Below are 25,699 nucleotides of genomic sequence, written 5' to 3' on the forward strand. Positions count from 1 at the left end.
CCGCCGCCCGTGCTGAGCGCATCGCTTCCGCTGATCCTGTTTGTTTTTGCTGGGCTCTTCTCGCCCGGACCTAATGTCGTGATGCTGACCGCATCAGGGGCAAGGTTCGGGTTTCGCGCCACGGTCCCGCATATGTTGGGCGTGCCGATCGGGACGGGCATCATCGCCGCCTCAAGCGGTATCGGCATCGGGGCAGTATTGCTGGCCGCCCCCATCCTCAAATTTAGTTTCCAACTGGCCGCAGCGCTTTGGATCCTGTGGCTGGCGTGGAAGACGGCGCAAGCCGGGCGCGCGGGCCGGTCCGCCGACAGCGGCAAGCCCTTCACGTTTGTGCAGGCGGTTCTTTTTCAGGCCGTGAACCCCAAAATCTGGGCCGTGACCATCGCCGCCTCTGCCGGTTTTGGCATTGGCCTAAGCCCGACGGCCGAGGCCCTGCGGCTCTTTGCAGTCTTTGCGGCCATTAACCTGGGCGTTTGCCTATTTTGGACCTCTACAGGTCAGCTTTTGTCAGGATTGCTGCAATCTGAGGCGCGCTGGCGAGTCTTCATGACCGCGATGGCCGGTCTGATGGCGGCAACGGTGGTGTTGATCTTCCTTTAAGAGAGATAATTTTAGATATAAAATATTTTTGCTTGAAGAAATGTATTCCCCGTCCTAGGCTCCTGTCAGGAACTGGACGGGGGCTTCAGATGCGTGTGATTTGTTTGGGTGGCGGACCTGCGGGCCTCTACTTTGCCATCTCACTCAAGCTGCGAAATCCTGATGCAGACGTGACAGTGCTTGAGCGGAACAAGCCCGATGACACCTTTGGGTGGGGCGTGGTTCTGTCTGACGAAACACTGCAAAACCTGCATGAGAATGACCCGGTCTCCGCCGCTGAAATCCGCGCAAACTTTGCCTATTGGGATGACATGGCGCTCATCTACAAAGGGCAAAAGACGGTCAGCTCAGGCCACGGTTTTTGCGGTATCGGGCGCAAGAAGCTGCTGGTCTTGTTGCAGGCCCGTGCCCGCGCCCTGGGGGTGACGTTGCACTTTGAAACTGAGGTCGAAAGCGCCTCAGCCTACATGGAAGACTATGATCTAGTGATCGCCTGCGACGGCTTAAATTCAAAAAACCGGATGGAGTTTCAGGAGGTGTTCCAGCCCGACATCGACCTGCGCAAATGCCAATTCATCTGGCTTGGCACCCATCAAAAGTTCGATGATGCCTTTACCTTCATATTTGAGAAAACGGACAAGGGCTGGCTCTGGGTTCATGCCTACCAATTCGACCAAGACACCGCGACTTTCATCGTCGAATGCAGCCAGGAAACCTTTGACAACTTCGGCTTTGGGGAGCTGACCCAGCAGGAAACCATCGCCATCTGCGAAGAGGTGTTCAAAGAGCATCTGGACGGTCATGCGCTGATGACCAATGCCAAGCACATTCGCGGATCAGCCTGGATCAAGTTCCCGCGCGTGTTGTGCGAAAAATGGACCCATAAGAACGTGGCCCTCATGGGCGATGCGGCTGCGACGGCGCATTTTTCCATTGGCTCAGGCACCAAGCTGGCGTTGGAATCTGCGATATCGCTGGCCGATCTGGTCTGTACCGCCCCCACCATCACCGACGCCTTTGCCCGCTATGAAGAAGACCGCCGCCTAGAGGTGCTGCGCCTGCAATCTGCGGCCCGCAACTCATTGGAATGGTTTGAGGATGTGGAGCGTTACCTCGATTTTGATCCGGTCCAGTTGAACTATTCGCTGCTGACACGGTCACAGCGGATCAGCCATGAAAACCTGCGTGAAAGAGACGCAAAATGGCTTGGGTCCGCCGAACGCTGGTTTATGGAGCAGTCAGGTGCGGCGGCCATTGGGCCCGTACGCCCGCCGATGTTTGCCCTGTTCCAGCTGCGCGGCATGGCCTTGGCCAACCGCGTCGTCGTCTCCCCCATGGCGCAATACAAAGCGGTGGAGGGATGCCCCACCGATTGGCACCTTATCCATTACGGCGAACGGGCCAAGGGCGGGGCCGGGTTGATCTATACCGAAATGACCTGTCCTTCTGCGGAGGGCCGCATCACGCCGGGCTGTCCCGGTCTTTACGCCCCTCAGCACGAAGCCGCCTGGCGCCGATTGACCGATTTTGTCCATGCCGAAACGGAGGCCAAGATCTGTTGCCAGATTGGCCATGCGGGGCGCAAAGGTTCGACGCGCATCGGTTGGGAAGGGATGGACAAGCCCTTGGCCCAAGGCAACTGGCCGCTCATCTCAGCCTCGGCCATCCCGTGGTCAGATGAAAACGCCGTCCCGGCTGCTGCCACCCGTGCAGACATGGACCGCATCCGCGATGATTTTGTGGCGGCGGCCCAAATGGCTGAGCGGGCGGGCTTTGACATGATTGAGCTGCATGCGGCACATGGCTATTTCATCTCCTCCTTCATCTCTCCGCTGTCAAACCAGCGCACCGACGCCTACGGCGGCATGCTTGAGAACCGCATGCGCTATCCGCTTGAGGTTTTTGCAGCCATGCGGGCGGCTTGGCCCGCGGACAAACCGATGTCCGTGCGCATATCCGCCTCCGATTGGGCAGGGGACGATGGGGTGACCCCCGAAGAAGCGGTGCAAATCGCCGCGCTGTTTGAAGGTGCCGGGGCCGACATCATTGATGTCTCTGCAGGGCAAACCTCAACCCTGGGCAAGCCGGTCTACGGGCGCATGTTCCAGACGCCTTTTTCTGACCGCATCCGCAACGAATGCGGGATCAAGACCATGGCCGTGGGCAACATCTATGAGGCCGATCACGTCAATTCCATCCTTATGGCCGGGCGGGCGGATCTGGTCTGTGTCGGGCGTCCGCACCTGGCGGATCCCTATTGGACCTTGCATCAGGCCACCGCCATCGGTGATCGTCAGGCGGCATGGCCCAAACCCTATGAAGCGGGCCGAGATCAATCATGGCGGCTGGCAGATCGCGCCGCGGAAATGGAGAAGATATGAGACAGGTTTTGGTTACAGGCGGCGGATCGGGCATTGGTCGGGCCGTTGCACAGGATTTCGCAGCGGCAGGGGACAAGGTCACCATCGCAGGCCGCCGGATGGAGGCGTTGGAGGAAACCAATGCAAAAGGCGACATGCGGTGCCTGCAGGTTGATGTGACCAACGAAGACGCGGTCAAAGCGCTTTTTGATCAGCCCTATGATGTTGTCGTGGCAAACGCGGGCGCAGGCTATGGCATCCCGGTCAAGGACATGCCCACCAAGGTCTGGGATGACACCATCGCCGTGAACCTCACCGGGGTGTTTTATACCTTCCGCGCAGCACTTCAGGACATGCCAGCGGGGGGCGGTTGATTGCCATGGCCTCCATTGCCAGCCTGAAAGGCGGCGGGAACCTGGCGGCCTATGCGGCTGCAAAACATGGGGTGCTGGGGCTGGTCCGGTCGGTCGCTGTCGAGGTCGCCAAAACCGGGATTACCTGTAACGCCGTTTGTCCAGGCTTTGTCGATACGGATATGGCGGCAGGGGCTGCCAAGAACATCATGAAGCATATGAATGTCGATCAGGCCACAGCAGAGGCGATGTTGGTCTCCAACAACCCCATGCGCCGCATGATCACCTGTGATGAGGTCGTGGCAGCCGTGCGCTTTCTGGCCTCGGCTGATGCCTCAATGATCAACGGCCATGATCTGGTCGTCTCTGGTGGTGAGATATGACCGCATCCAAAGACAGATTGCGTCTGTGGTTAAGCCTTCTGAAAGTCGTGCGCGGCATCGAAGGAGAGCTGCGCGAAAACCTGCGCCGGGATCACAGCACCACGCTGCCCCGCTTTGATGTGATGGCGGCCTTGTCCCGCCATCCGCAGGGCCTGAAGATGAGCAAGCTCAGCGGGGTTTTGCGGGTGTCCAACGGCAATGTGACGGGCATTGCAGACCGTCTCAGCGATGAGGGGCTGGTAGAACGTGTCGCCGTCCCCGGAGACCGCCGCGCGACCGTGTTGCGCCTGACGCAAGCGGGGCAGGCCGAATTTGCCCGCCAGGCCGCCAAACATGAGCAGTGGATCGACGCCATGCTGGCCGCGATCCCTGACTCAGAGGCCCGTGAAATGGCCGCGCGGCTGAATGCCATCGCCGCCCATGAAAGGGAGCCTGCTGATGCGCAGTGACGTCACCCATTTCCGCTGCCAGATTGAAGATCGCATTGCCACCGTTCGGCTGGACCGGCCAGACCGAAAAAACCCGCTGACCTTTGAAAGCTATGCTGAGCTGCGCGATTGGTTTCGTGATCTGGTCTATGCCGATGATGTTGATGTGGTGATCTTTGCCTCAAACGGCGGCAACTTCAGCTCCGGCGGGGATGTGCATGATATCATTGGCCCTTTGACCAAGATGAGCATGAAAGAACTGCTGCAATTTACCCGGATGACGGGCGATCTGGTCAAGGCGATTGTCAATTGTGGCAAGCCGGTGATTGCGGCGGTGGATGGGATTTGCGTGGGCGCTGGTGCGATCATCGCAATGGCCTCTGATCTGCGGATGGCAACGCCCGAGGCCAAGACCGCGTTTCTTTTCACCCGTGTGGGTCTGGCGGGCTGTGACATGGGTGCCTGCGCAATCCTGCCGCGCATTATTGGTCAGACCCGTGCGGCGGACCTGCTTTATACAGGCCGGTCCATGAGCGCAGAGGAAGGCGAGCGCTGGGGGTTTTTCAACCGGTTGGTGCCTGCCCAGACGCTGGAGGCTGAGGCGCTGGCCTTTGCCCAGAAGATCCAAGCGGGCCCCAATTTTGCGCATATGATGACCAAGACGATGTTGGCCCAGGAATGGGCGATGTCGATCGAACAGGCGATTGAGGCTGAAGCCCAAGCGCAGGCGATTTGCATGCAGACCGGCGATTTTGAGCGGGCCTATCAGGCTTTTGTGGCCAAGGAGCACCCGGTTTTCGAAGGGAATTGAAGGCTGTGATGGCGGTATTGAAGTTATATTGGAAAGATGAAGCCGGGGGTGCGCCCCATGCCTGACCGGAGTTTTCTGACCTGGCCGTTTTTTGAGGACCACCACCGCGCGTTGGCGGACGCGCTTGAGGTCTGGGCGGGCCAGAACCTTGGGGGTATTGATCACAGCGATACCGATGCCGCCTGCCGCGAGCTGGTTGCCCTTTTGGGCGCGGGCGGGTGGCTTCGCCATTCAGGCGCAATGGCCGGAGAGGCGTTGGATGTCCGCACGCTCTGTCTGATCCGCGAGACACTGGCGCGGCATGATGGGTTGGCGGATTTTGCTTTTGCCATGCAAGGCTTGGGCACAGGCGCGATATCGCTTTTTGGCTCGGCTGAGCAGCAAGCGGCGTGGTTGCCCAAGACCCGGGGCGGCACAGCCATCTCAGCCTTTGCGCTGACGGAACCGCAGTCAGGCTCGGATGTTGCGGCCTCTACCATGACTGCAGAGCGGGACGGTGCGGGATTTGTGTTGAACGGGCGCAAAACCTGGATATCGAACGGTGGCATTGCTGATGTCTATACCGTTGTGGCCCGCACGGGTGAGGCACCGGGCGCTAAGGGGCTGTCGGCCTTTGTGGTGCCTGCGGACACAGCTGGTCTGATCGTGGAGGAACGGCTGGAGGTGATGGCACCGCATCCCCTGGCCACATTGCATTTCGACGGCGTCAAGATCCCGGCCAGTGCCCAAATCGGAGAGGCAGGGCGGGGCTTTGCCATTGCGATGTCGGTATTGGATGTGTTCCGCGCCACCGTGGCGGCCGCCGCACTTGGGTTTGCGCGCCGCGCGCTGGATGAGGCGATTGCCCGTGTCACCACCCGCCAGGTGCAGGGCGCGCCGCTGAGCCAGTTGCAGATGGTGCAGGGGCATATTGCGGATATGGCGCTGGATGTGGATGCGGCTGCGCTGCTGGTCTACCGCGCGGCTTGGGCTAAGGACAGCGGTGCCGCGCGGGTCACGCGTGAGGCTGCGATGGCCAAGCTCTTTGCCACGGATCACGCCCAGCAGGTGATCGACAAGGCCGTGCAGCTGCATGGTGGTGACGGGGTGCGCCACGGGCAGATGGTTGAAAGCCTCTACCGAGAGATCCGCGCGCTGCGCATTTATGAAGGCGCGTCAGATGTGCAGCGTGTGGTGATTGCCCGCCAAACATTGCAAGGAGGCTGAGATGCTGGGACCGTCTGCGCATGTCGACACATTCTCAAGGGATCATTTGCCGGACCCTGGGCTTTGGCCTGACCTGGATCTGAGCGGTTTTGACTATCCAGAACGCGTGAACGTAGGTGTAGAACTCACTGATAAGATGGTGGAAAGCGGCCTTGGCGATCACACTGCGCTGATCGGCAATGGACGCAGGCGGACCTACAAAGAACTCAGCGATTGGACCAACCGGCTGGCCCATGTGCTGGTGGAAAACCTTGGGCTGAAACCCGGCAACCGCGTGTTAATCCGCTCGGCAAACAACCCCGCCATGGTCGCCTGCTGGCTGGCCGCGACAAAGGCTGGCGCGGTTGTGGTCAACACCATGCCGATGCTGCGGGTGGGCGAATTGTCGGCCATTGTGGACAAGGCTGAGATCACCCATGCGCTCTGTGACACGCGGCTGATGGATGAAATGACGCTATGCGCCAAGTCTTCCGCCTATCTTAAAACGGTTGTGGGGTTTGACGGCACCTCCAACCATGACGCAGAGCTTGACCGGCTGGCCCTTGAAAAACCTGTGCAATTTGACGCCGTTGCCACGGCGCAGGACGATGTTGCCTTGCTGGGCTTCACCTCTGGGACCACGGGCAGCCCCAAGGCCACCATGCATTTTCACCGCGATCTGCTGATCATTGCCGATGGTTATGCCAAGGAAGTGCTGCAGGTCAGCCCAGATGACGTTTTTGTGGGTTCACCCCCCTTGGCTTTTACCTTTGGGTTAGGGGGCTTGGCGGTCTTTCCGCTGCGCTTTGGGGCGGCGGCCACGCTGCTTGAAACAGCCAGCCCGCCCAACATGATTGAGATCATTGAGAAATTCAAAGCCACCGTCTGTTTCACCGCCCCCACGGCCTATCGCGCCATGCTGCAGGCGATGGAGGATGGGGCGGACCTCAGCTCACTCCGCGCGGCGGTCAGCGCAGGCGAGACGTTGCCGCCTCCGGTCTATCATGATTGGAAAGCCAAAACCGGCAAGCCGATGCTGGACGGGATCGGTGCCACTGAAATGCTGCATATCTTCATCTCCAACCGCTTTGATGACCACAAGGCGGGCTGCACGGGCAAACCCGTGACGGGCTATGAGGCCAAGATTATTGATGCAGAAGGGCAAGAGTTGCCCCGCGGTGAGGTGGGCCGGCTGGCCGTGCGCGGGCCGACGGGGTGCCGCTACTTAAATGATGCGCGCCAGCGCGATTATGTCCAAGACGGCTGGAACATCACCGGCGACAGTTTCAGCATGGATGCCGAAGGCTATCTGCATTTCGCCGCACGCAACGACGATATGATCATCTCATCTGGCTATAACATCGCAGGACCTGAGGTTGAGGCCGCATTGCTCAGCCATGCCGCTGTCAGCGAATGCGGCGTGGTGGGGGCCCCCGATGAGGCGCGCGGCGCCATTGTGCAAGCCCATGTGGTGCTGGTGGCGGGGGTGCAGGGCGATGCCGCCCTTATCCAAGAGCTGCAAGAGCATGTGAAGGCCACGATAGCCCCTTATAAATATCCTCGTGATATTCGGTTCATTCCCGCACTGCCCAAAACGGCCACCGGCAAGATCCAGCGCTTTGCGCTGAGAGGAGAATAATGACCGATTTCGAAGAAGCCGCCCAAGGGGCGAAAATGGATTTCGCCACGGACATGTCCTATGGCGATTATCTGGGGCTTGAGGCGATCCTGTCCGCACAGCATCCGCTGTCAGAGGCGCATGATGAGATGTTGTTTATCGTTCAGCATCAAACCTCTGAGCTGTGGATGCGGCTGGCGATCCATGAATTGCATGCCGCCCGGCAGGTCATGCGAGAGGGGGAATTGCAGCCCGCCTTTAAGATGCTCACCCGCGTGGCGCGGATATTTGAGCAGTTGAACTCCGCCTGGGACGTGCTGCGGACCATGACGCCCAGCGAATACACCGCCTTCCGTCCTTCGCTTGGGAATTCGTCCGGCTTTCAGTCTCATCAGTACCGATTGGTGGAATACTTGTTGGGCAACCGCATCGGCGCGTTGATGAAGGTGCACGCCCACCGGCCCGAGGCTCATGCCGCGCTGACGCGGGAATTGAGCGAACCCAGCCTGTATCAAGTAGCCATTGATGTGGCCTGCGACCGGTTGGGGCAGCTGCCGCTTGCAGGGCCGCCCGGGTCGGACAAATGGCAGGCGGACCCGGCGATCCAGGATGTGTGGCAAAAGATCTACCAAGATCCCCAGACCCATTGGGAGCTTTACGAACTGGCTGAGAAGCTTGTCGATCTGGAGGATTATTTCCGGCGCTGGCGGTTCAACCACGTCACGACAGTGGAACGCATCATCGGCTTCAAGCGCGGCACAGGGGGCACATCCGGCGTGGCCTATCTGCGCAAGATGCTGGAGGTCGAGCTGTTTCCAGAGCTATGGAACGTGCGCGGTGTGCTTTAGGGGGCAAGCACCTCGCAAAACAGCTTAGCACCAGCGCTCGTTAACCAATCAAACGTCAAAAAATATCGTTTCTTCAGCGCCTTGCAGGTGGATATTGAAGCGGTACATTAACGCATCATCAGAAGCGGCCAGCAAAGTCTTTGCCCGTACAGCATGCTCAATCCGGTTCAACACCGGGTCGGTGTCATTCTCAGGGGCATCCGCAAAATAGGCGCGCGTGTGCAGACCCAGATTGATCCCGCGTGCCACAATCCAAAGGGTGATATGGGGGGCCTGCATGCCGCCCTGCGGCCAGGGCGTCGCACCGGGGCGGACGGTTTCAAAGCGGAAACTGCCATCCTCAGGGCTGCAGGCACAGCGGCCAAAACCCAGAAAATTCGGATCGGCCCCCGCCTGGCCCGCAAAAAGCCCATTGGCATCGGCCTGCCATGCCTCAACCATCGCGTCCTTCAGCGGCGTGCCCGTCCCATCAAAGATCTGTCCCGTCAGCGAAATGCGTTTTCCCTGCACCTCGCGGGTGATCATACGTGAGCCGAGGTCTTCGGCATAAACGCCATTGATGCCTGCAAAATTTGGGGTGCAGCCAATGTGAACATAGGGGCCTGCCGTCTGGCTTGCCGTTTCTGGGTGATCGCTCATCACAGCCCCTCCATCCGGTTTTCAAACATCGTCTGCCTGCGGCCACGCAGTGTGATGTCAAAGCGGTAGGCGCGCGCGTCCATCGGCACGGTTCGCGCCATATCAAGCGGCGCGATCAGCCGTTCCACCGCTGCTGCGTCATGAATGCTGCCGACGATAGGGCACTTCCAGATCAGCGGATCGCCCTCAAAATACATCTGTGTGATCAGCCGTTGGGCAAAGCTATTGCCGAAGACGCTGAAATGGATATGCGCGGGGCGCCAATCATTCGGGCCATTGGGCCAGGGGTAGGGGCCGGGCAGAACTGTGCGGAATTCATAACATCCCTCCGCATCGGTGATCACCCGCCCGCAGCCGCCAAAGTTAGGGTCCAGCGGGGCCAGATAGCTTTCCTTTGCATGGCGGTAGCGCCCACCGGCATTGGCCTGCCACACCTCAATCAACGCGCCAGGGACGGCGCGTCCGAATTGATCTTGCACCTTGCCATGCACGATGATGCGCGGGCCAATCGCTGATTGATCCTGCGGGCCAAAGTTGTGCAACAAATCCGCATCCAGCGGCCCCAACAGGCCCGGGCCAAAGACGGGCCCGGTTTCTTCACTTGGGCTGCTGGGAAAGGACAAGGGCGCCGCTTGCGGACTGCGCTTGACGGAGGTGCGATAGGGGGATGCAATGCAACCGGATGATGTTGCGGCTGCCGCGCGGCAAAGCCGCCTTTGGGGGTGTCAGTCATCAGTACGGCAATCCTACATAGTTTTCGGCAAAGGCCTTTTGGGCCGCCGCGTTCGTGCGCAAAAATTCCAGCTCCGCCCGCTGCATCCGCAAATCAAAATCACTTTGATCAGGAAAGCGATGCATCAGCGTTGAAAACCACCAGCTAAACCGCTCCGCCTTCCAAACGCGGTCCAGCGCCTTGGCAGAATAGCCATCCAGCCCAGCCGGATCGCCCTTTCCATACCACGTTTTTAGTCCTTCAAAGAGGTAATGCACGTCCGAGGCGGCCGTGTTCAGCCCCTTGGCCCCGGTGGGCGGCACGATATGCGCGGCATCGCCGCATAAAAACAACCGCCCCCAGCGCATTGGCTCGGTCACGAAGGACCGCAGCGGCGCGATGGATTTCTCAATCGACGGGCCGGTGATCAGCTTGTCTGAGACAGCGGCGGGCAGCCGCCGTTTCAGCTCATGCCAGAAATCCGCGTCTGACCAATTCTCAACATGATCGGCCATGGAGCATTGGATGTAGTACCGGCTGAGGTTTGCGTGCCGCATGGAACATAAGGCAAAACCCCGCTCCGAATTGGCGTAGATCAGCTCATCATCCACGGGCGGCGTTTCCGACAGGATGCCCAACCAACCAAAGGGATAGACCTTTTCAAACGCGCGCCGCTGCGTCTCAGGGATGGATTTGCGGCTGACGCCATGAAACCCGTCACAGCCAGCGATATAGTCACAGCGGATGCTGTGGCTTGCATCCCCTTGGCGGAAATCCACCTGCGGCGCGTCGGTGTCTGCGCCGATGATCGTCACGTCCTCCACGTTGAAAAACGTCGCCGCCCCCGCGCTCTCGCGCGCCTCATAAAGGTCACGGGTGACTTCGGTCTGGCCGTAGACCATCACCGCATGGCCGGTGTGTTCCTTGAAATCGACGCGGAATGCGCCCTCATCATGAGCGACAAGCGTGCCGTCATGGGGCAGCCCCTGTTGTTTCAGCCTGCCGTCAACGCCGGCCTGCGCCAGCAGGTTGACCGTTCCGCGTTCCAAAACGCCCGCACGGATGCGCCCCAGCACATACTCTTTGGTCTTGCGCTCCAGCACCACAGCGTCCACGCCAATGCTGTGCAGCAGTTGGCCCAGCAACAGCCCCGACGGCCCGCCGCCGATGATCACAACCTGCGTCTTCATCCGGTCCTCCCTTGGGGCAACACTACATCACCTACCTAACTCGGAAATAGCAGATATTGGCTAAGCCACTGAAAAAACGCTCAGGATAGGGCCAAAAGAACGCGCTTGGCCCGATTAGTTGCGCCGCAGCACGCCGCTCAAAGAGGTTGAGATCAAAAAGAACAGCGCGGATACCGACACGATGCTTGGGCCCGTCGGCGTGTCGATCCACAGCGAAGCGGCCAATCCGCCCAACACCGCCAATGCCGCCAACAGCGTTGCCACCATGGCCATACCTTCAGGAGAGCGCGCCATAGGCCGAGCGGAGGCAGCGGGGATGATCAACATTGCCGCGATCAACAAGGCACCCACCACCTTGATGGCCACCGCCACCATGATCGCCAAGGCCAGGGTCAACACCAGCCGCTCCTGCACCGGTTTGCCGCCAGAGGCCGTGGCAAGGTCTGGGTTCAGCGTGGCGGTCAGCAGCGCCTGCCACCGCCGCACCAACAGCACCAGTATCAGCACCGCACCGCCCCAGATGATCCCGACATCCTGCTTTGAGACGGCCAGAATATCGCCAAAAAGGTAGGCAGAAAGATCCACCCTTTGCCCCGGCACCATGGAAATGGCCACAAGACCAAAGGCCAATCCGGCATGGGCCAACACACCCAGCAAGGCATCCGTGCTCACCAACCGTTCAGACAGGCTGGTGATAATCAGCGCCATCGCCAACGCGATGCACAAGACCCCAGCCATCACTGGCAAATCGGTGGCCAAGGCAATCGCCACGCCTAAGAGCGCCGCATGACTTGTGGCGTCGCCAAAATAGGCCATGCGCCGCCACACAACAAAACACCCCAACGGGGCCGCCGCCACCGCAACGCCGATCCCTGCAAGCAGGGCGCGCACCAGAAAATCATCCAACATCAGTGTTTGTGCCCATGATGCGGATCATGGCTGTGATCATGATCATGACGGTAAAGGGCCAGCGCGCCTTGTGTGCCCGTGCCAAAAAGGGCGCGGTATTCCGGCGCATCTGCGACAATTTCAGGCGTGCCCTGGCAACACAAATGGCCATTCAGGCACAACACCCGGTCAGAGGCGGCCATGACAACGTGCAAATCGTGGCTGACCATCAGCACGGCCAGGCCTTTGTCGCGGCGCACCTCATCAATCTGGCGGTAAAACGCTGCCGCCCCCGGTTGGTCCAGACCCTGTGTCGCCTCATCTAGGATCAGAATGTCCGGTGCGCTCAGCAACGCGCGCGCCAACAGCACCCGTTGAAACTGCCCGCCCGATAGTTGGGTCATTTGCGCATTGGCCTGCTCGGCCACGCCCGCGGTGGCCAAGGCCTCATGCACGTCATCAGCGCGCTGGCGCTTGGGCAGGTTAAGAAAGCGGCGCACGGTCAGCGGCAGCGTGGCGTCAATGTGCAGCTTTTGCGGGACATAGCCCACCCGCAGACCCTCCGCGCGTTTGACAGTGCCAGAGGTTGGCGCAAGCGCCCCGATGAGCGCGCGCAGCAAGCTCGATTTGCCGGACCCGTTTGGCCCCACGATGGTGACAATCTCACCCTCGTCGATGTGGCAGGTCACGTTCTTCAATACTGTCTTGCCGTCATAGCCCAGCGTCAGCGCCTGCGTTTCGATCAATCTCATGCAGCAGCATCCTGGCATTGCGGGCAAAGGCCTTCGGCCTCAACAACGGTTCTTTTGATGACAAATCCGGCCTGTGCCGCGGCATCATTCAGCCGCCCCAAGGTGGGATTTGTGTCCGCCTCGGCCACGGATTTGCAGGCCGTGCAAATTAGGAAAGCCGGTCTTGTGCAGCTGCCAAGATGCGCGCAGGCGATATAGGCGTTCAACGCCTCAATCTTGTGAGCGAACCCGGCGTTGACCAGAAAATTCAGCGCGCGGTAGGCCACAGGGGGCTGATCGCCCAGACCTTCGGCCGCCAAGCCCGCCAGCAGATCATAGGCCCCCATCGCACGATGCTCTGCCAGCAAAAGCTCCAGCGCGCGGCGTCTGACAGGTGTCAGCCGCAGGCCTTCCGCGGCACAATGCGCCTCCGCCCGCGCCATCGTGGACGAGACGCAGCTTTTGTGGTCATGCGGGACAAAGCCAAGGGCGGACATTGGGGCAACTCCTGTGTTGACGTTCTGATATGTTATCACATACTGAGGCGCAAATGTAATGTTATAACAGTCCGTCATTTTCTAAAAAGGATACCTCAGATGTTCCGTTGGCTTGCCCCCGTTTCCATGTTGATGGCCACCACTGCTTTGGCGGATGTGCCGAATGTGGCCACCGATATTGCGCCTGTACATTCGCTTGTCTCTCAGGTGATGAAAGGGGTGGGCACGCCTGATCTGATCATCCCGGCCTCAGCCTCGCCCCACGGCTATGCGATGCGCCCCTCAGAGGCCCGCACCCTGAGCAACGCAGATCTGGTGATCATCGTTGGCCCCGCGTTGACCGGCTGGCTTGAGGAACCCATCGAAAACCTTGCCCCCGACGCGGTCAAGCTGGAGCTGATGGACGCGCCAGGCATGACGCTGTTGCCATTCCGCGAAGGGGCCGGGTTTGAAGCGCACGACCATGATCACGGTCACGGCGATGAGGAAGGTCATGATGATCACGACCACGACAAAGAGCATGGCCATGATGATCACGCGGAGCACGACCATGATAAAGAGCATGGTCACGACGATCACGACGGCCATGATCACGCCGAAAAAGATGATCATGACCACGACCAAGCCGAAAAAGACGCGCATGATGATCATGACCATGATGGGCACAAAGAGCATGACGACCACGACGATCATGACCATGCAAAAGAGGATGGCCACTCCGATCACGAGGGTCACGACGATCACGCAGGCCATGATCACGCCGCGCACGGCGAAACGGACCCGCATATCTGGTTGGACCCGATGAATGGCTCTGTCGCTCTGGCCGCAATCGCCGCAGCGCTGTCAGAGGTTGATCCGGAGAATGCCGCAACCTACCAGGCCAATGCCGCCGAAGGGCAGGCAAGCCTGGCGACACTCTCGGCTGAGATCCAAGCCACCGTGGCCCCTGCCGCAGACCAGCCCTTTATCGTCTTCCATGACGCCTACCACTATTTTGAGGACCGCTTTGGCCTGGGGCTGTCGCCTCAGTTCTGGCGGGCGACGCCGCAACGCCGGGGGCCGCGCGCATGGCTGAGCTGCGCGCGCAGGTCTCAGATGCCGCCGCCGTCTGCGCGTTCTCAGAGCCTCAGATGAACCAGGGCCTGTTGAACACCGTTGTCGAAGGGCAGGGCACCAAGATCGCGATCCTTGATCCTCTGGGGGTCGATCTGCCTCTGGGGCCGGATCATTATCCCGCCCTGCTACGCGAGATGGCCACCAGCCTCGCAGGATGCCTTACGGAGTAAGCTTCAGATCGGACGGGTGGTAGCGATGCCGCCCGTCCTCTGACGGCAACGCCCGCTTCAGCGCCCAAAAATGGCGCACCTCTTTCATGCCCATATCCGGGTTATCGGCCATGAAATCGCGGGTGTATTGATTGAACTGGTTGTGATCGGCAATCTCAGTTTGAAAACCAGGCTGCGCCTTTTCCGCCGCCTGGGCGTGAAACTGATCCACAGCGTCGGCCAGCGTTTTGCCCACATTGCTTTTCATCCAGGCCATAAAAGCCCGGTCAAATTTGAAATGCTCCCCCACCTGCGCGCGAAAAAACCGCCGCACGTTCTGGGAATTCTTGTAGCTGTCGGTGATCACAGTCTCCGGGCTGAGCGGTTCGGAATGCCAATCAAACTTTGACGTCGTCTTGACCCGGACATCCCCGGGAAAGGCCCGCTCACCCGTGTCATGAAAATGCGCGATCCGGTCCAGCAGGCGGAACTTGGCACCCGTTGTCTTGAGCCCCAAGCGCCGGGTTTCGGCCAAAAGCTCATCTTTGGTCCAATACCACCTGCGCACCTCTCGTCCTGTACTCAATGAGGCAAGGGGCGGTCGGGTTTCATGTGCATCTGTCATAGGTCAAACTTAGGCGATGTGGCGCAATAGAAAAGGCCCCGCAGGGGGGACTGACGGGGCCGAAACTATCAAAATTCAACAGGGTAATCCCGTCAAAGACGGTTTTGCATGTTAGCCGCATCAAAATGGGCGGCCTCCGCAACATGCACCGCGATTGTAACGGGTCTGCGACACGGCGTGGGTTCTATGGCGCGGCTCTGTTCACCTCGCTGAGGGCGCGGAGGCTTTGATCTGCGCCGAATGATCAATCAAAGTTTAAACACTTCAACGGGTTGCCGGGCAAACTTTACCCAATCAAACGCAATCCCCCGCAAACGAAGGTTTGCAGGAACGCTGGAATATGTTTGCGAAACGGGAAAAAACCTTTGGTCGCCATTGGCCAGGCAAAGCTATCAAACGGTCGGCGCAGTTGTGCGACATGCACCGCATCCTGCCGCGCGCTGTAGCGCAAAAGCGTATCGGCCCCCGGACCAACGGGCGCATAGGGGGCCAGGATCTGGTCCAGATCCTGTGCCCGCGCCCAATCTGCGATCTCGTCTGCTCCTGACAGCACAGTGATCTCATGCCCCTCTGATGCCGATGCCGCTGCTGCGGCCTGCCGGAAGCGGCTCACATGCGCGGCGGTTTGCCACGGGCTTTGCGCCGCCGTCCCATCCAGATAGGCAACCGCCACCGGATCAGGCAAAGCCGCCAGCACAGGTGCCATATCCACATCATCATCATGCAGCAAAACACCCGTGCGCGCGGCTTTTTGCAGCGCGGGTACCGCAGGCAGCTCCCCCGCTGGAGGGTTTTCTGGCCCCTCCGCAGGCACAGCAAAGGGCGCAAGCCCGCTGACATCCGCAAAGCGGCCAGCGGTGAATGTCGCGATGTTGTCTGCACTGGCAAGATAGGTTTTGCCCCGCGTCTGCAGCCCTGCAACCCAACGCCAGCTGAGCGTGTTCACCGCCGCATCCCCGTCCAGCAAGTGGCGCAAAAAAGTCAGCCCCCAATTGCCAGGGCAACTCCAACGTAAAAATCCAGATGGAGGCAAACCACATGCGCGCGTGGTTATGCAGGTAACCTGTCTGCGCCAGCTCTTGCGCCCAGGCATCAAAGGGCGCGATCCCTGTTTGGCCCAAACAGGCCTCTTCCCAGCGTTGCCGCAAGCCGGATTGTGTCTGAACATCGTCATGCAAGCGGTTGAGATCATTTAGATACATGTGCCACACGGAAGGGCGCAGCTCCATCCAGCCTTTCCAGTAGGTGCGCCAGAATACCTCTGCCAGAAACTTCTCCGCATCCTGCGCGGTATGCTCTGCCAACACAGCCCGCGCGATCGCGGTCTCATCAAGCAGGCGCAGTTTCACGAAAGGCGACAGGCAGGACACGCTGTCGTGCTTGCCCGGCCCAAAATCAAAGTTGCGCTTTGCGGCATAGGCGCGCCCGGCATGGGGGACAAAGCGGGCCAATGCCGCCTGGGCCGTGGCAGATGTTGCGGCGGGATGGATCAGTCTATCGTTCATCGCAGGGCAGATAGGACCCAAGGGCGCGGGGGCAAGCACCCCCCTTGAAGCTCCCCAACCCCGCGACTAATCTGATGCTAACGGATGTGCAGGTATGGTCCTGCACACCAAAAGACAGGCAAGCATCATGATCGATCCCGTTGACAATTTCACCAATAACCTTGTGCCGATGGTGGTCGAACAGACCAGCCGCGGCGAACGCGCCTATGATATCTTTTCCCGCCTGCTGAAAGAGCGGATTATCTTTATCAACGGCCCCATCCATTCTGGCATGAGCCACCTGGTCGTGGCCCAGCTGTTGCACCTGGAGGCGGAAAACCCCTCCAAGGAAATCAGCATGTACATTAACTCACCAGGTGGTGAGGTGACGGCGGGCCTGTCGATCTACGACACCATGCAGTACATCCGCCCCAAGGTCTCAACCCTGATCTGCGGCATGGCGGCCTCCATGGGGTCCGTCATTGCCATCGGCGGCGAAAAGGGGATGCGTTTTGCGCTGCCCAACGCAGAAGTGATGGTGCACCAGCCCTCAGGCGGCTCACAAGGCATGGCAGCAGATATCCTGATCTCTGCGCGGCACATCGAACGCACCCGTGAGCGGATGTATCAGATGTATGTCAAACACTCCGGCCAGGACTATGAAACCGTGCAAAAAGCGCTGGACCGCGACACCTGGATGACCCCGGAAGAAGCCAAAGAATGGGGCCATGTGGACGAGATTGTGGAAAGCCGTGGCAAAGCGGACGAAGACGACAAATAACGCAGGCCGGTAACCTTGTTCTCAGGTGTTGCTATTTTGCGATTGTAGCCCCTGAAACACTGGCCTAGAGTTTACGAAAGAGCGCCGCGGCCCCCGCGGCGCGCATCCGAACAGCAGACCTGAAAGGGCCACCATGGCTACGAATTCCGGCGGCGATAGCAAAAACACTCTCTATTGTAGCTTTTGCGGCAAAAGCCAGCATGAGGTGCGCAAGCTGATTGCGGGTCCTACCGTTTTCATCTGCGACGAATGCGTTGAACTTTGCATGGACATCATCCGTGAAGAGACCAAGGCAAGCGGTCTAAAGGCCACCGATGGCGTGCCGACCCCCAAAGACATCTGTGAGGTGCTGGACGATTATGTGATCGGTCAGGGCATGGCCAAGCGGGTGCTTTCTGTGGCGGTGCACAACCACTACAAACGTCTCAATCACGCGCAAAAGGGCGGGGATATTGAGCTGGCGAAATCCAACATCCTGCTCATCGGTCCCACGGGCTGCGGCAAAACGTTGCTGGCCCAGACGCTGGCACGCATTCTGGACGTGCCGTTCACGATGGCGGATGCGACCACGCTGACCGAAGCGGGGTACGTGGGTGAGGATGTGGAGAACATCATCCTCAAGCTGTTGCAGGCCTCTGAGTACAATGTGGAACGCGCGCAGCGCGGCATCGTCTATATCGATGAGGTCGACAAGATCACCCGCAAGTCTGAGAACCCGTCGATCACACGCGACGTGTCCGGCGAAGGTGTGCAGCAGGCGCTGTTGAAACTGATGGAAGGCACTGTAGCCTCTGTGCCGCCGCAGGGCGGGCGCAAGCATCCGCAGCAGGAATTCCTGCAAGTGGACACAACGAACATCCTCTTTATCTGCGGCGGTGCGTTTGCCGGTCTGGACAAGATCATCGCGGCACGCGGCAAAGGCTCTGCCATGGGTTTTGGCGCGGATGTGCGTGACAATGACGAACGCGGCGTGGGCGAGATCTTTACCGATCTGGAGCCAGAAGACCTGCTCAAGTTCGGTCTGATTCCGGAATTTGTGGGCCGTCTGCCTGTTTTGGCAACGCTTGAGGATCTGGATGAAGACGCGCTGGTCACGATCCTGACACAGCCGAAGAATGCATTGGTCAAACAGTACCAGCGCCTGTTTGAGCTGGAGGACACAGAGCTGACCTTCACCGACGACGCGCTGTCTGCCATCGCCAAACGTGCGATTGAACGCAAGACCGGTGCGCGGGGCCTCCGCTCCATCCTGGAAGACATTCTACTGGACACGATGTTCGATCTGCCGGGGCTCGATTCCGTCAGCGAAGTTGTGGTGAACGAAGAGGCGGTCACATCAGATGCGGCACCTTTGATGATCCACGGCGAGAGCGAGAAGAAAGAGCCTGCAACGGCGGGGTGATTGCCCTTTGGGTTTTTGAATGTGAAAGGCGTGCCTGCGGGCGCGCCTTTTATCTTTTGGGGCGTTTGTGACGATGCGTTGCTGGGCTTCAGGCTCACCAAAACCAGCAGAGGTTTCGCATCCCCCCTTGATTGCGCCCTGCCTGCCTCATTGTCCCGCCGCCCTCAAGTGAAATAGCCGTCTCCCGGCGGGGCCGGGTCCCTCGGCGATTTCACTTGACGTCGCCGCGCCAACAAGGCCGTCTGTCCGCAAGCAAGGGCGGCTCCGAAACCAGCGAGGATTTGAGGATGGAGATCAGACGCATTCACTCAGGTGGCGAATTTGAAGGGAAGGTTGGCTATTGCCGGGCGGTGGTGGCGGGCGGCTTTGTGCATGTCGCGGGCACCGTGGGGCAGGGCGAGGATGTAGCCGCGCAATGCCGCGATGCTCTGGCCACGATTGGCAAGGCGCTGGCAGAGGCCGGTGTGGGTTTTGCCGATGTGGTGCGTGTCACCTATATGCTGCCCGACCGGCACGAGTTTGAGCCCTGTTGGCCAATCCTGGCAGAGACCTTTGGGGACAACCCGCCGGCCGCCACGATGATCGAATGCGGGTTGATTGACCCCAAGTACCGGATTGAGATTGAAGTGACGGCGCTGGCGCGCGGCTGAGGTTTGTGGCCCCATGCCGGGCGCTGGTTTGCGCGCCCGAGCATAGGGCCGATGGTTCAGGCGACTTCTTCGTAGTTGCCGCCCAGGCGGTCCTGCACGGTTGCCGCGTCCAATGCGCCCCAGGCCTTGCGCCGGGCTGAGACAAATCCGGCCTCTGCCAGCGCCTTTTGCAGGGCGGGCAGGTTCAACTCTCCCATCCAGCTGCGCGGCTTTGCCTTGCCATGGGGTTTCCACGACCGTGTCAGCTGCATGATCGTGGTGGGGGCGCGGCCTGTGAAGCTGTGCAGATGCGTTTCAATGTTGCGGGTCGCACCAGAGGGGCGGCGCACTACCATGGCCACTTCTGTTGCGGTGTCTGCGACCATGGCCAGCAGATGCAGGGCGGAGCCTTCGGCCGCCACCACCTGACGCGCGGCCTTGTAGGTGGCGATCTGATGCGCGATGTCGTGCTGTTCCGGGTGGTAGATCATGTACCCTTCTGCGGACAAATGCGCTTCCAGTTCTTCCTCACCGATCAGGCTGCCCCGGCCCGAGGGCAGTTGGCTGCGGCTGATATAGATTTTCTCAGGCCCCTCAGCAGCAATATCGCGGCCCATCTGGTCGCGCATCGCCTGGCGGTAGCTTGGCGTGCCGGTGATCATTTTGCCAAGGCCAAAACCCTGTCCCGGCACGATCAGCCGTTCCACTTTTTCCGGCGTTGCTGCACAGGCAATCTGATGCTCTGATCCCATCGCTTTGAGCAGGTCGCGGTGATAGGGCAGCACTTCATCGCCGTTTTTGGGGCGTTTGGGGGTGAAGAGGATGCCGTCAATCTCGTCTTCCAACTGTTCCAGCGCCCAGAGCCTTGCGGTGCTTTCCACCAGGAAATGCCCAAAGTGCCGCCACAGCACGCCGCCCCAAAGCCAGGTGCCGCTGCGGGTCTTCATCGGCCCCTTGGGCGCATCTGGTTTAAGCGTGATGGCCCGCCCATTGCGCCACAGCGCGCCAGTGGCAAGATAGCGGCCATCGGCGCTCAAGACGCCTGATTTCTGAACCAGTCCCGACCCGGTAGGGGGGACAACCACAGGCTGCTCCAACGTTTGAACATCGCCGGACCATCCGCCATCTGGCATCGGCGGGCGCAGACCTGGATCATAGGTGCAGGTCCAGACGTGGCGGGTGCAATGGCCCGGCACCTTGGCAAACCCGGCCTTTTCCAGGATTGACTTGCATTCGCGCATGCCGTCCACGCCGTAGGCTTCGGGGTGGAATTCGATCACGATGGCGCGGATGCCATCAAGGCTGGCGTGGCGCAGGAAATCCAGCTCCCCGCCTTCGATGTCCATCAGCAGCACGTCGGGAGCAAACTCAGCATGCACTTCGGCATAGGCGGCGGTGGGGATGTCGACCCGTGTTGTCGCGCGCGTATCTGAATCGATCAAAGATGAGCCCAGATAGGAATTGCGGATATGAAACGGCAGGCTCTCAGGCGCATCAGGGGCCGAAATCAGCACCTCATTGCGCACCTCGATCTTGGTGCTGAGGCGGTTCATTTTATAAAGCGCGCGGATATGTTCCATCAGGCCTGGATTGGCCTCAAACGACATGACCTTGGCGGGTTTGGCGTTCTTGGCCACCACCGCGCCCACGACGCCGATACCGGCCCCCATTTCCAGCACCTTATCGCCGGGCTGCACCACTTCTAGGGCACCGGCAATTTCCTGACCCTCATAGCGGGCGGCGTTGATCCGCTCAATCCGGGTGGGGGTCAACATGGGGCTGTCCGGCACTTTCACGCCATGACATTCCGCAACATGTGCGGGTTTCTTACTGCTCGACATTGGAGTTTCTCCATTTTTTTCCACGCTACGCCGCAGTGGGTTAAGGTGCCAATAGTGCGGGGGTGGGCGGATCATTTCATTTATCGGTCGAGTCTTTGCCGCAACAGGCGCTGGACGCAGACCGCGCACTGGTGCATAACCGGGCAGAGCGAGAGCGGAGAGCATTATGGGCATTCTCAACACGGTTTTTCGGGCATTGACCTGGTGGCAGGGGCAGACCCTGAACACCCAATTTTTCACCTGGCGGCGTGGCCAAAAGGTGGGTGAGGATGACCAGGGCAACATCTATTACCGCAACCACGACGACAGCCGTCGTTGGGTGATCTACAACGGTGAGATGGAAGCAAGCCGCGTCAGCCCCGATTGGCACGGCTGGCTGCACCGCACCTGGGATGAGCCGCCAACGGACAAACCGCTCAAGCACAAGTCCTGGGAAAAGCCGCATGTTGAGAACCTGACTGGCACGATGATGGCCTATGCGCCTGCGGGCTCTATCCGGCAGGAGGCCCCAAAGGCACGCTCCGATTACGAGGCCTGGACCCCGGAATAACCTTTAACCATTGGTTGAAGTACCATGTGGAAGCATTTGATATTATTGGCCGCCCTCGCGGCTCCGGCGGCTGCGCAACAGGTTGAAAATGCGCCCGGCGCTGTGCTGCGCGCGCTTGATAAGACCTCTGGCAACACGCTCGATATCGACATGACGGTTGGTCAAAGCCGGCAGTTGGGCACGTTGCAAATTGCGCTCAATGAATGCCGCTACCCGGCGGGCAACCCGGCGGGCGATGCCTTTGCTTCGCTTGAGATTTCGGAGACAAGCCGCGCAGGCCCGCTTTTTTCCGGTTGGATGATCGCCTCATCCCCTGCGCTGTCGTCGCTGGAGCATCGCCGCTATGACGTTTGGGTCATCCGCTGCACCACGTCCTGAAGCGCTATGACCTTTGGCGCGGTAAAGTTCCCCGCCATCGCCTTTGCCCGTTCCAACTGATGCAGATAGCGCGCGCGCGGCACTTCAATGGCCCCAAGGGAGGCAAGATGTGCCGTGAGAAATTGCGTATCAAACAGCACAAAGCCGCCCCGGTTCAGATGATCGACAAGGGCCGCCAGGGCCATTTTTGACGCATTGGTGCGGCGCGAGAACATGCTTTCGCCGAAAAACGCCCCGCCCAGCACAACGCCGTAGACGCCGCCCACCAGTTCATCACCTTCCCAAAGCTCAAAGGAATGCGCATGGCCTGCCGCGTGCAGCTCTTGGTACAGGGCAAAGAGGGTGTCATTGATCCAGGTTTCAGACCGGTCCGCGCAGGCGGCGACCACCCCGTCAAAATCCGTGTTTAGCCGCACCTCAAAAGGCGCGCGCCGCATCGCCTTGGCCAAGGACCGCGAGATGTGGAAGCCATCCAGCGGCAACACGCCCCGCAGCCGCGGATCAACCCAGAACACCTCTTGATCTTCGCGGCTTTCTGCCATGGGAAAGATCCCCATGGCATAGCCTTGCAACAGCAGATCTGCCGTTAACTCCGTCATGCAGGCTTAGCTGTCCGCCATGTTGCTGTCCAACCATTGTTCCAGCCAATGGATGTTGTAAGCCCCTGTTTGGACGTCTTTTTCCTGCAATAACGCGTGGAAAAGTGGCACCGTGGTATCAACCCCGTCGACAATCAATTCACCCAAGGCGCGGTTCAGCCGCGCCAGCGCTTCGGGGCGGTCGCGGCCGTGTACAATCAGCTTGCCGATCAAACTGTCGTAAAACGGTGGGATCGAATAGCCGTCATAAAGGGCTGAATCCATGCGCACGCCCAATCCGCCGGGCGCATGATACTGCGTGATCCGCCCGGGGCAGGGGGTGAAGTTGGGCAGCTTCTCTGCGTTGATGCGCACCTCAATGGCGTGGCCGTTGATCTGCAGATCGTCTTGCTGAAACGACATCTCCAGGCCCGAGGCCACGCGGATCTGTTCGCGCACCAGATCGACGCCAAAGATGCTTTCGGTCACCGGGTGTTCCACCTGCAAGCGGGTGTTCATCTCAATGAAATAGAACTCCCCCTTTTCATAGAGAAACTCAATCGTGCCCGCGCCGATGTAGTTGATGTCCGCCATCGCGTCGGCGCACACTTTGCCGATCTTAGCGCGTTCTTCAGGAGTGATGGAGGGGCCGGGGGCCTCTTCAAACACCTTCTGGTGACGCCGTTGCAGCGAACAATCCCGCTCACCCAGATGCACCGCCCGGCCTTTGCCATCGCCAAAGACCTGAATTTCGATGTGGCGCGGCGTGGTGAGGTATTTCTCAATATAGACCTCATCATTGCCAAAGTTCGACAGGCCTTCGGCCCGCGCGGTGGTAAAGGCCTTTTCCATGTCCGCCGCACTGGTGGCCACTTTCATGCCCTTGCCGCCGCCCCCTGCGGTGGCTTTGATGATCACCGGATAGCCGATTTCCTCACCCAGCGCTTTGGCGTCCTCAAGCGTGGCCACGCCGCCGTCTGATCCTGGCACGCAAGGCACGCCCAGCTTCTTCATCGTGTCCTTGGCAGTGATCTTGTCACCCATCACGCGGATATGCTCTGCGGTGGGACCAATAAAGGTCAGCCCGTGGTCTTCGACCACCTGCACAAAAGCCGCGTTTTCCGAAAGAAAGCCGTAGCCCGGATGGATGGCCTCTGCGCCGGTGATTTCACACGCCGCGATGATAGAGGGAACAGACAGGTAGGACTGCGTTGAAGCGGCAGGCCCCACACAGACGCTTTCATCTGCCATGCGCACATGCATCGCGTCGCTGTCTGCGGTGGAATGCACCGCAACTGAGCCGATGCCCATCTCGCGCGCCGCGCGGATGACGCGCAATGCGATCTCTCCGCGGTTGGCGACCAGAATTTTGTTGAACATCATCCAGCCCTTATTCGATGATCACCAGCGGTGCGCCAAATTCCACAGCGTCACCATCGCCCACCAGAATGCGCTTTACCGTACCGGCACGGGGGGCAGGGATGTGGTTCATGGTCTTCATCGCCTCGACGATCAGCAGGGTTTCGCCCTCTGACACGCTGGCACCCACCGTGATAAAGGCAGGCGCGCCCGGCTCAGCCTGCATGTAGATCGTGCCGACCATGGGCGATGTGACGGCACCAGGGATGGCTGGCCGGGTCAGCCTCGGGCGCGTCCGCGCTGGCCGCAGGGGCTGTGGCGGGTGCAGCTGTCGGGGCGGGCAGGGCGGTTGGCGCTGGCGCTGCGGGGGCAGCGGCGGCCACGACCTGCTGGGGAGGTTTGCGGCTGACGCGCACGTTCAGGCTGTCATCTTCGGCATAGTCCCGCTTGACCTGCAGTTCCGTCAGATCATTTTCGTTCAGCAATTCCGCGAGCGCCCGGATGAAGGCAACATCCGCGTCATGGGTATTTTTTGTCATAAATTCCTCGACATAGACCTGGTTGGACCTTCTGCGCGGCCCCTAACGTCATCCCCGCTTATATGCGATGGCCTGTGCCATGGAAACCCGGCAAGTTTTATTGGGGGGCTGCGATCTTTTTGAAAAGATCGCCGCGAAGTCTTCAAAGACTTCGCCCCCGCCCCAAAGCCAGCACCAGCGCATCAAACCGCCACCCCACCAAACGCAAACGGCCCGGGGTCCTGCAAGACCCCGGGCCATTCAAAAGCATGTGACGCTCTGGCTCAGATAGCGAGGTATTCCGCGCGCAACGCCTCATCATCCAGCACTTCCTGCGCCGTGCCGTCAAAGACGATCCCGCCGGTATCCAGGATCACCGCCCGGTCGGCCAGCTTCAGCGCACGCACCGCATTCTGTTCCACCAGAATGGTCGTGATGCCCTGTTCTTTGATGATGCCCAGCGTTTTTTCGATCTCATCCACGATCACCGGGGCCAGACCTTCATAAGGCTCATCCAGCAACAGCACTTTGATGTCGCGCGCCAAGGCCCGCGCAATCGCCAGCATCTGCTGCTCACCGCCCGACAGCGTGGTGCCCTCTTGCGATTTGCGTTCGCCCAGACGTGGGAAAAGATCATAAAGCCGATCCAGCGACCAGCCCACAGGCGGGGCGATCTGCGCCAGCTTGAGGTTTTCTTCTACCGTCAGCCCCGGAATGATCCGGCGGTCTTCGGGCACCAGGCCCAGACCGGCCTGGCTGGCCTCATGGCTCGACATCTTGTGCAGCGGCTGGTGGTCCAACCAGATCTCACCGTGCTGCACCTCAGGCTCAGACAGGCGTGCGATGGCCCGCAAGGTTGATGTCTTGCCCGCGCCGTTCCGGCCCAGCAGCGCCAGGATCTCACCTTCGTGCACGTTAAAGCTGATGCCTTGCACGATGTAGCTTTCGCCGTAATACGCCTCCAGATCCCAGACCGACAGATAGGCCGGGGCGGTGGCGGCATGATTGGCGTTTTTCTCACGCATGGGTGTGGTCATCTCATTCAT

At 59.9% G+C, this 25,699-nt stretch carries 25 protein-coding genes and 4 pseudogenes; 15 read left to right on the forward strand and 14 right to left on the reverse strand.

Annotated features, from left to right (window positions below; translation table 11 throughout):
* The first annotated feature begins 9 nt into the window (after positions 1-9).
* The 8 genes and pseudogenes from ACZ1HM_RS09475 to ACZ1HM_RS09510 all read left to right on the forward strand — a co-directional run bounded on the left by ACZ1HM_RS09475 (position 10) and on the right by ACZ1HM_RS09510 (position 8,586).
* Positions 10-600: a LysE family translocator gene (locus ACZ1HM_RS09475; RefSeq protein WP_472742565.1), complete on the forward strand. Its 591-nt coding sequence runs from the start codon at positions 10-12 to the stop codon at positions 598-600.
* Positions 601-689: 89 nt separating this feature from the next.
* A complete protein-coding gene (locus ACZ1HM_RS09480) occupies positions 690-2,981 on the forward strand; it encodes a bifunctional salicylyl-CoA 5-hydroxylase/oxidoreductase (RefSeq protein WP_472742566.1) in 2,292 nt (763 codons plus the stop codon).
* Positions 2,978-3,696, forward strand: a pseudogene (locus ACZ1HM_RS09485) (SDR family NAD(P)-dependent oxidoreductase). The gene ACZ1HM_RS09480 and the pseudogene ACZ1HM_RS09485 overlap by 4 nt, the downstream one beginning before the upstream one ends.
* Positions 3,693-4,145, forward strand: coding sequence for a MarR family winged helix-turn-helix transcriptional regulator (locus ACZ1HM_RS09490; protein WP_472742567.1), 453 nt, complete (start codon positions 3,693-3,695; stop codon positions 4,143-4,145). Before ACZ1HM_RS09485 ends, ACZ1HM_RS09490 begins: the two are co-directional and overlap by 4 nt.
* Complete coding sequence (locus tag ACZ1HM_RS09495) at positions 4,135-4,935, forward strand: enoyl-CoA hydratase family protein (RefSeq protein WP_472742568.1); 801 nt, start codon at positions 4,135-4,137, stop codon at positions 4,933-4,935. Before ACZ1HM_RS09490 ends, ACZ1HM_RS09495 begins: the two co-directional genes overlap by 11 nt.
* Before the next feature lie 57 nt (positions 4,936-4,992).
* Positions 4,993-6,141 (forward strand): acyl-CoA dehydrogenase family protein, encoded by a 1,149-nt coding sequence (locus ACZ1HM_RS09500; protein WP_472742569.1) that lies wholly within the window; start codon positions 4,993-4,995, stop codon positions 6,139-6,141.
* Between the two features lies 1 nt (position 6,142).
* On the forward strand, positions 6,143-7,759 hold the full coding sequence (locus tag ACZ1HM_RS09505) for an AMP-binding protein (protein WP_472742570.1): 1,617 nt from the start codon (positions 6,143-6,145) through the stop codon (positions 7,757-7,759).
* Positions 7,759-8,586, forward strand: coding sequence for a tryptophan 2,3-dioxygenase (locus ACZ1HM_RS09510; RefSeq protein ID WP_472742571.1), 828 nt, complete (start codon positions 7,759-7,761; stop codon positions 8,584-8,586). The genes ACZ1HM_RS09505 and ACZ1HM_RS09510 overlap by 1 nt, the downstream gene beginning before the upstream one ends.
* A 48-nt stretch (positions 8,587-8,634) precedes the next feature.
* On the opposite strand, the gene pcaG is transcribed toward ACZ1HM_RS09510, so the two are convergent.
* The 6 genes and pseudogenes from pcaG to ACZ1HM_RS09540 all read right to left on the reverse strand — a co-directional run bounded on the left by pcaG (position 8,635) and on the right by ACZ1HM_RS09540 (position 13,243).
* Positions 8,635-9,225 (reverse strand): protocatechuate 3,4-dioxygenase subunit alpha, encoded by a 591-nt coding sequence (pcaG, locus tag ACZ1HM_RS09515; RefSeq protein ID WP_472742572.1) that lies wholly within the window; start codon positions 9,223-9,225, stop codon positions 8,635-8,637.
* Positions 9,225-9,958 (reverse strand): annotated as a pseudogene (gene pcaH / locus ACZ1HM_RS09520) (protocatechuate 3,4-dioxygenase subunit beta). Before pcaH ends, pcaG begins: the two are co-directional and overlap by 1 nt.
* Positions 9,958-11,127: a 4-hydroxybenzoate 3-monooxygenase gene (gene pobA / locus ACZ1HM_RS09525; RefSeq protein WP_472742573.1), complete on the reverse strand. Its 1,170-nt coding sequence runs from the start codon at positions 11,125-11,127 to the stop codon at positions 9,958-9,960. The pseudogene pcaH and the gene pobA overlap by 1 nt, the downstream one beginning before the upstream one ends.
* A gap of 114 nt (positions 11,128-11,241) precedes the next feature.
* The gene (locus tag ACZ1HM_RS09530) at positions 11,242-12,036 is read right to left on the reverse strand and encodes a metal ABC transporter permease (RefSeq protein WP_472742574.1); all 795 of its coding nucleotides are present in this window, start codon (positions 12,034-12,036) and stop codon (positions 11,242-11,244) included.
* Positions 12,036-12,767: a metal ABC transporter ATP-binding protein gene (locus ACZ1HM_RS09535; protein WP_472742575.1), complete on the reverse strand. Its 732-nt coding sequence runs from the start codon at positions 12,765-12,767 to the stop codon at positions 12,036-12,038. The genes ACZ1HM_RS09530 and ACZ1HM_RS09535 overlap by 1 nt, the downstream gene beginning before the upstream one ends.
* Positions 12,764-13,243 carry a transcriptional repressor gene (locus tag ACZ1HM_RS09540; RefSeq protein ID WP_472742576.1) on the reverse strand — a complete coding sequence of 160 codons (480 nt, stop codon included), beginning with the start codon at positions 13,241-13,243 and terminating at the stop codon, positions 12,764-12,766. The genes ACZ1HM_RS09535 and ACZ1HM_RS09540 overlap by 4 nt, the downstream gene beginning before the upstream one ends.
* Positions 13,244-13,342: 99 nt before the next feature.
* Here ACZ1HM_RS09540 and ACZ1HM_RS09545 point away from each other — a divergent pair, with 99 nt between their 5' ends.
* The gene (locus ACZ1HM_RS09545; RefSeq protein ID WP_472742577.1) at positions 13,343-14,377 is read left to right on the forward strand and encodes a zinc ABC transporter substrate-binding protein; all 1,035 of its coding nucleotides are present in this window, start codon (positions 13,343-13,345) and stop codon (positions 14,375-14,377) included.
* The gene (locus tag ACZ1HM_RS09550; protein ID WP_472742578.1) at positions 14,311-14,529 is read left to right on the forward strand and encodes a hypothetical protein; all 219 of its coding nucleotides are present in this window, start codon (positions 14,311-14,313) and stop codon (positions 14,527-14,529) included. Before ACZ1HM_RS09545 ends, ACZ1HM_RS09550 begins: the two co-directional genes overlap by 67 nt.
* Here the strand turns inward: ACZ1HM_RS09550 and ACZ1HM_RS09555 are convergent.
* From ACZ1HM_RS09555 to ACZ1HM_RS09565, 3 genes and pseudogenes are all read right to left on the reverse strand, one after another.
* Entirely contained in the window at positions 14,519-15,076 is a 558-nt protein-coding gene (locus ACZ1HM_RS09555; protein ID WP_472742579.1) for a DUF6434 domain-containing protein, read from the reverse strand. The genes ACZ1HM_RS09550 and ACZ1HM_RS09555 overlap by 11 nt on opposite strands.
* Before the next feature lie 343 nt (positions 15,077-15,419).
* A complete protein-coding gene (locus tag ACZ1HM_RS09560; RefSeq protein WP_472744684.1) occupies positions 15,420-16,109 on the reverse strand; it encodes a hypothetical protein in 690 nt (229 codons plus the stop codon).
* A 55-nt stretch (positions 16,110-16,164) separates the two neighbouring features.
* Positions 16,165-16,638: pseudogene (locus tag ACZ1HM_RS09565) on the reverse strand (FAD-binding domain-containing protein); the annotation flags it as partial.
* A gap of 127 nt (positions 16,639-16,765) precedes the next feature.
* On the opposite strand from ACZ1HM_RS09565, the gene ACZ1HM_RS09570 reads away from it, so the two are divergent.
* The 3 genes from ACZ1HM_RS09570 to ACZ1HM_RS09580 all read left to right on the forward strand — a co-directional run bounded on the left by ACZ1HM_RS09570 (position 16,766) and on the right by ACZ1HM_RS09580 (position 19,450).
* Positions 16,766-17,398 (forward strand): ATP-dependent Clp protease proteolytic subunit, encoded by a 633-nt coding sequence (locus tag ACZ1HM_RS09570; protein ID WP_472742580.1) that lies wholly within the window; start codon positions 16,766-16,768, stop codon positions 17,396-17,398.
* Positions 17,399-17,531: 133 nt separating this feature from the next.
* Entirely contained in the window at positions 17,532-18,800 is a 1,269-nt protein-coding gene (gene clpX, locus ACZ1HM_RS09575) for an ATP-dependent Clp protease ATP-binding subunit ClpX (RefSeq protein ID WP_472742581.1), read from the forward strand.
* A 287-nt stretch (positions 18,801-19,087) separates the two neighbouring features.
* Entirely contained in the window at positions 19,088-19,450 is a 363-nt protein-coding gene (locus tag ACZ1HM_RS09580) for a RidA family protein (protein WP_472742582.1), read from the forward strand.
* Positions 19,451-19,506: 56 nt separating this feature from the next.
* On the opposite strand, the gene ACZ1HM_RS09585 is transcribed toward ACZ1HM_RS09580, so the two are convergent.
* Positions 19,507-21,270 (reverse strand): FkbM family methyltransferase, encoded by a 1,764-nt coding sequence (locus ACZ1HM_RS09585; protein ID WP_472742583.1) that lies wholly within the window; start codon positions 21,268-21,270, stop codon positions 19,507-19,509.
* 166 nt (positions 21,271-21,436) lie between these two features.
* Between ACZ1HM_RS09585 and ACZ1HM_RS09590 the strand changes: the two genes are divergently transcribed.
* Both ACZ1HM_RS09590 and ACZ1HM_RS09595 read left to right on the forward strand, forming a co-directional pair.
* Positions 21,437-21,820 (forward strand): NADH:ubiquinone oxidoreductase subunit NDUFA12, encoded by a 384-nt coding sequence (locus ACZ1HM_RS09590; protein ID WP_472742584.1) that lies wholly within the window; start codon positions 21,437-21,439, stop codon positions 21,818-21,820.
* 24 nt (positions 21,821-21,844) lie between these two features.
* Positions 21,845-22,198, forward strand: coding sequence for a DUF2155 domain-containing protein (locus ACZ1HM_RS09595; protein WP_472742585.1), 354 nt, complete (start codon positions 21,845-21,847; stop codon positions 22,196-22,198).
* Here the strand turns inward: ACZ1HM_RS09595 and aat are convergent.
* From aat to ACZ1HM_RS09615, 4 genes and pseudogenes are all read right to left on the reverse strand, one after another.
* Positions 22,162-22,797, reverse strand: a complete 636-nt coding sequence (aat, locus tag ACZ1HM_RS09600; protein WP_472742586.1) for a leucyl/phenylalanyl-tRNA--protein transferase — start codon at positions 22,795-22,797, stop codon at positions 22,162-22,164. The genes ACZ1HM_RS09595 and aat overlap by 37 nt on opposite strands.
* Before the next feature lie 6 nt (positions 22,798-22,803).
* Positions 22,804-24,156: an acetyl-CoA carboxylase biotin carboxylase subunit gene (gene accC, locus ACZ1HM_RS09605; protein WP_472742587.1), complete on the reverse strand. Its 1,353-nt coding sequence runs from the start codon at positions 24,154-24,156 to the stop codon at positions 22,804-22,806.
* 10 nt (positions 24,157-24,166) lie between these two features.
* Positions 24,167-24,674: pseudogene (gene accB / locus ACZ1HM_RS09610) on the reverse strand (acetyl-CoA carboxylase biotin carboxyl carrier protein).
* A 263-nt stretch (positions 24,675-24,937) separates the two neighbouring features.
* On the reverse strand, positions 24,938-25,690 hold the full coding sequence (locus ACZ1HM_RS09615; protein WP_472744592.1) for an ABC transporter ATP-binding protein: 753 nt from the start codon (positions 25,688-25,690) through the stop codon (positions 24,938-24,940).
* Between the last annotated feature and the right edge of the window lie 9 nt (positions 25,691-25,699).

This window comes from Sulfitobacter sp. GN1-4 (genome assembly GCF_055693825.1).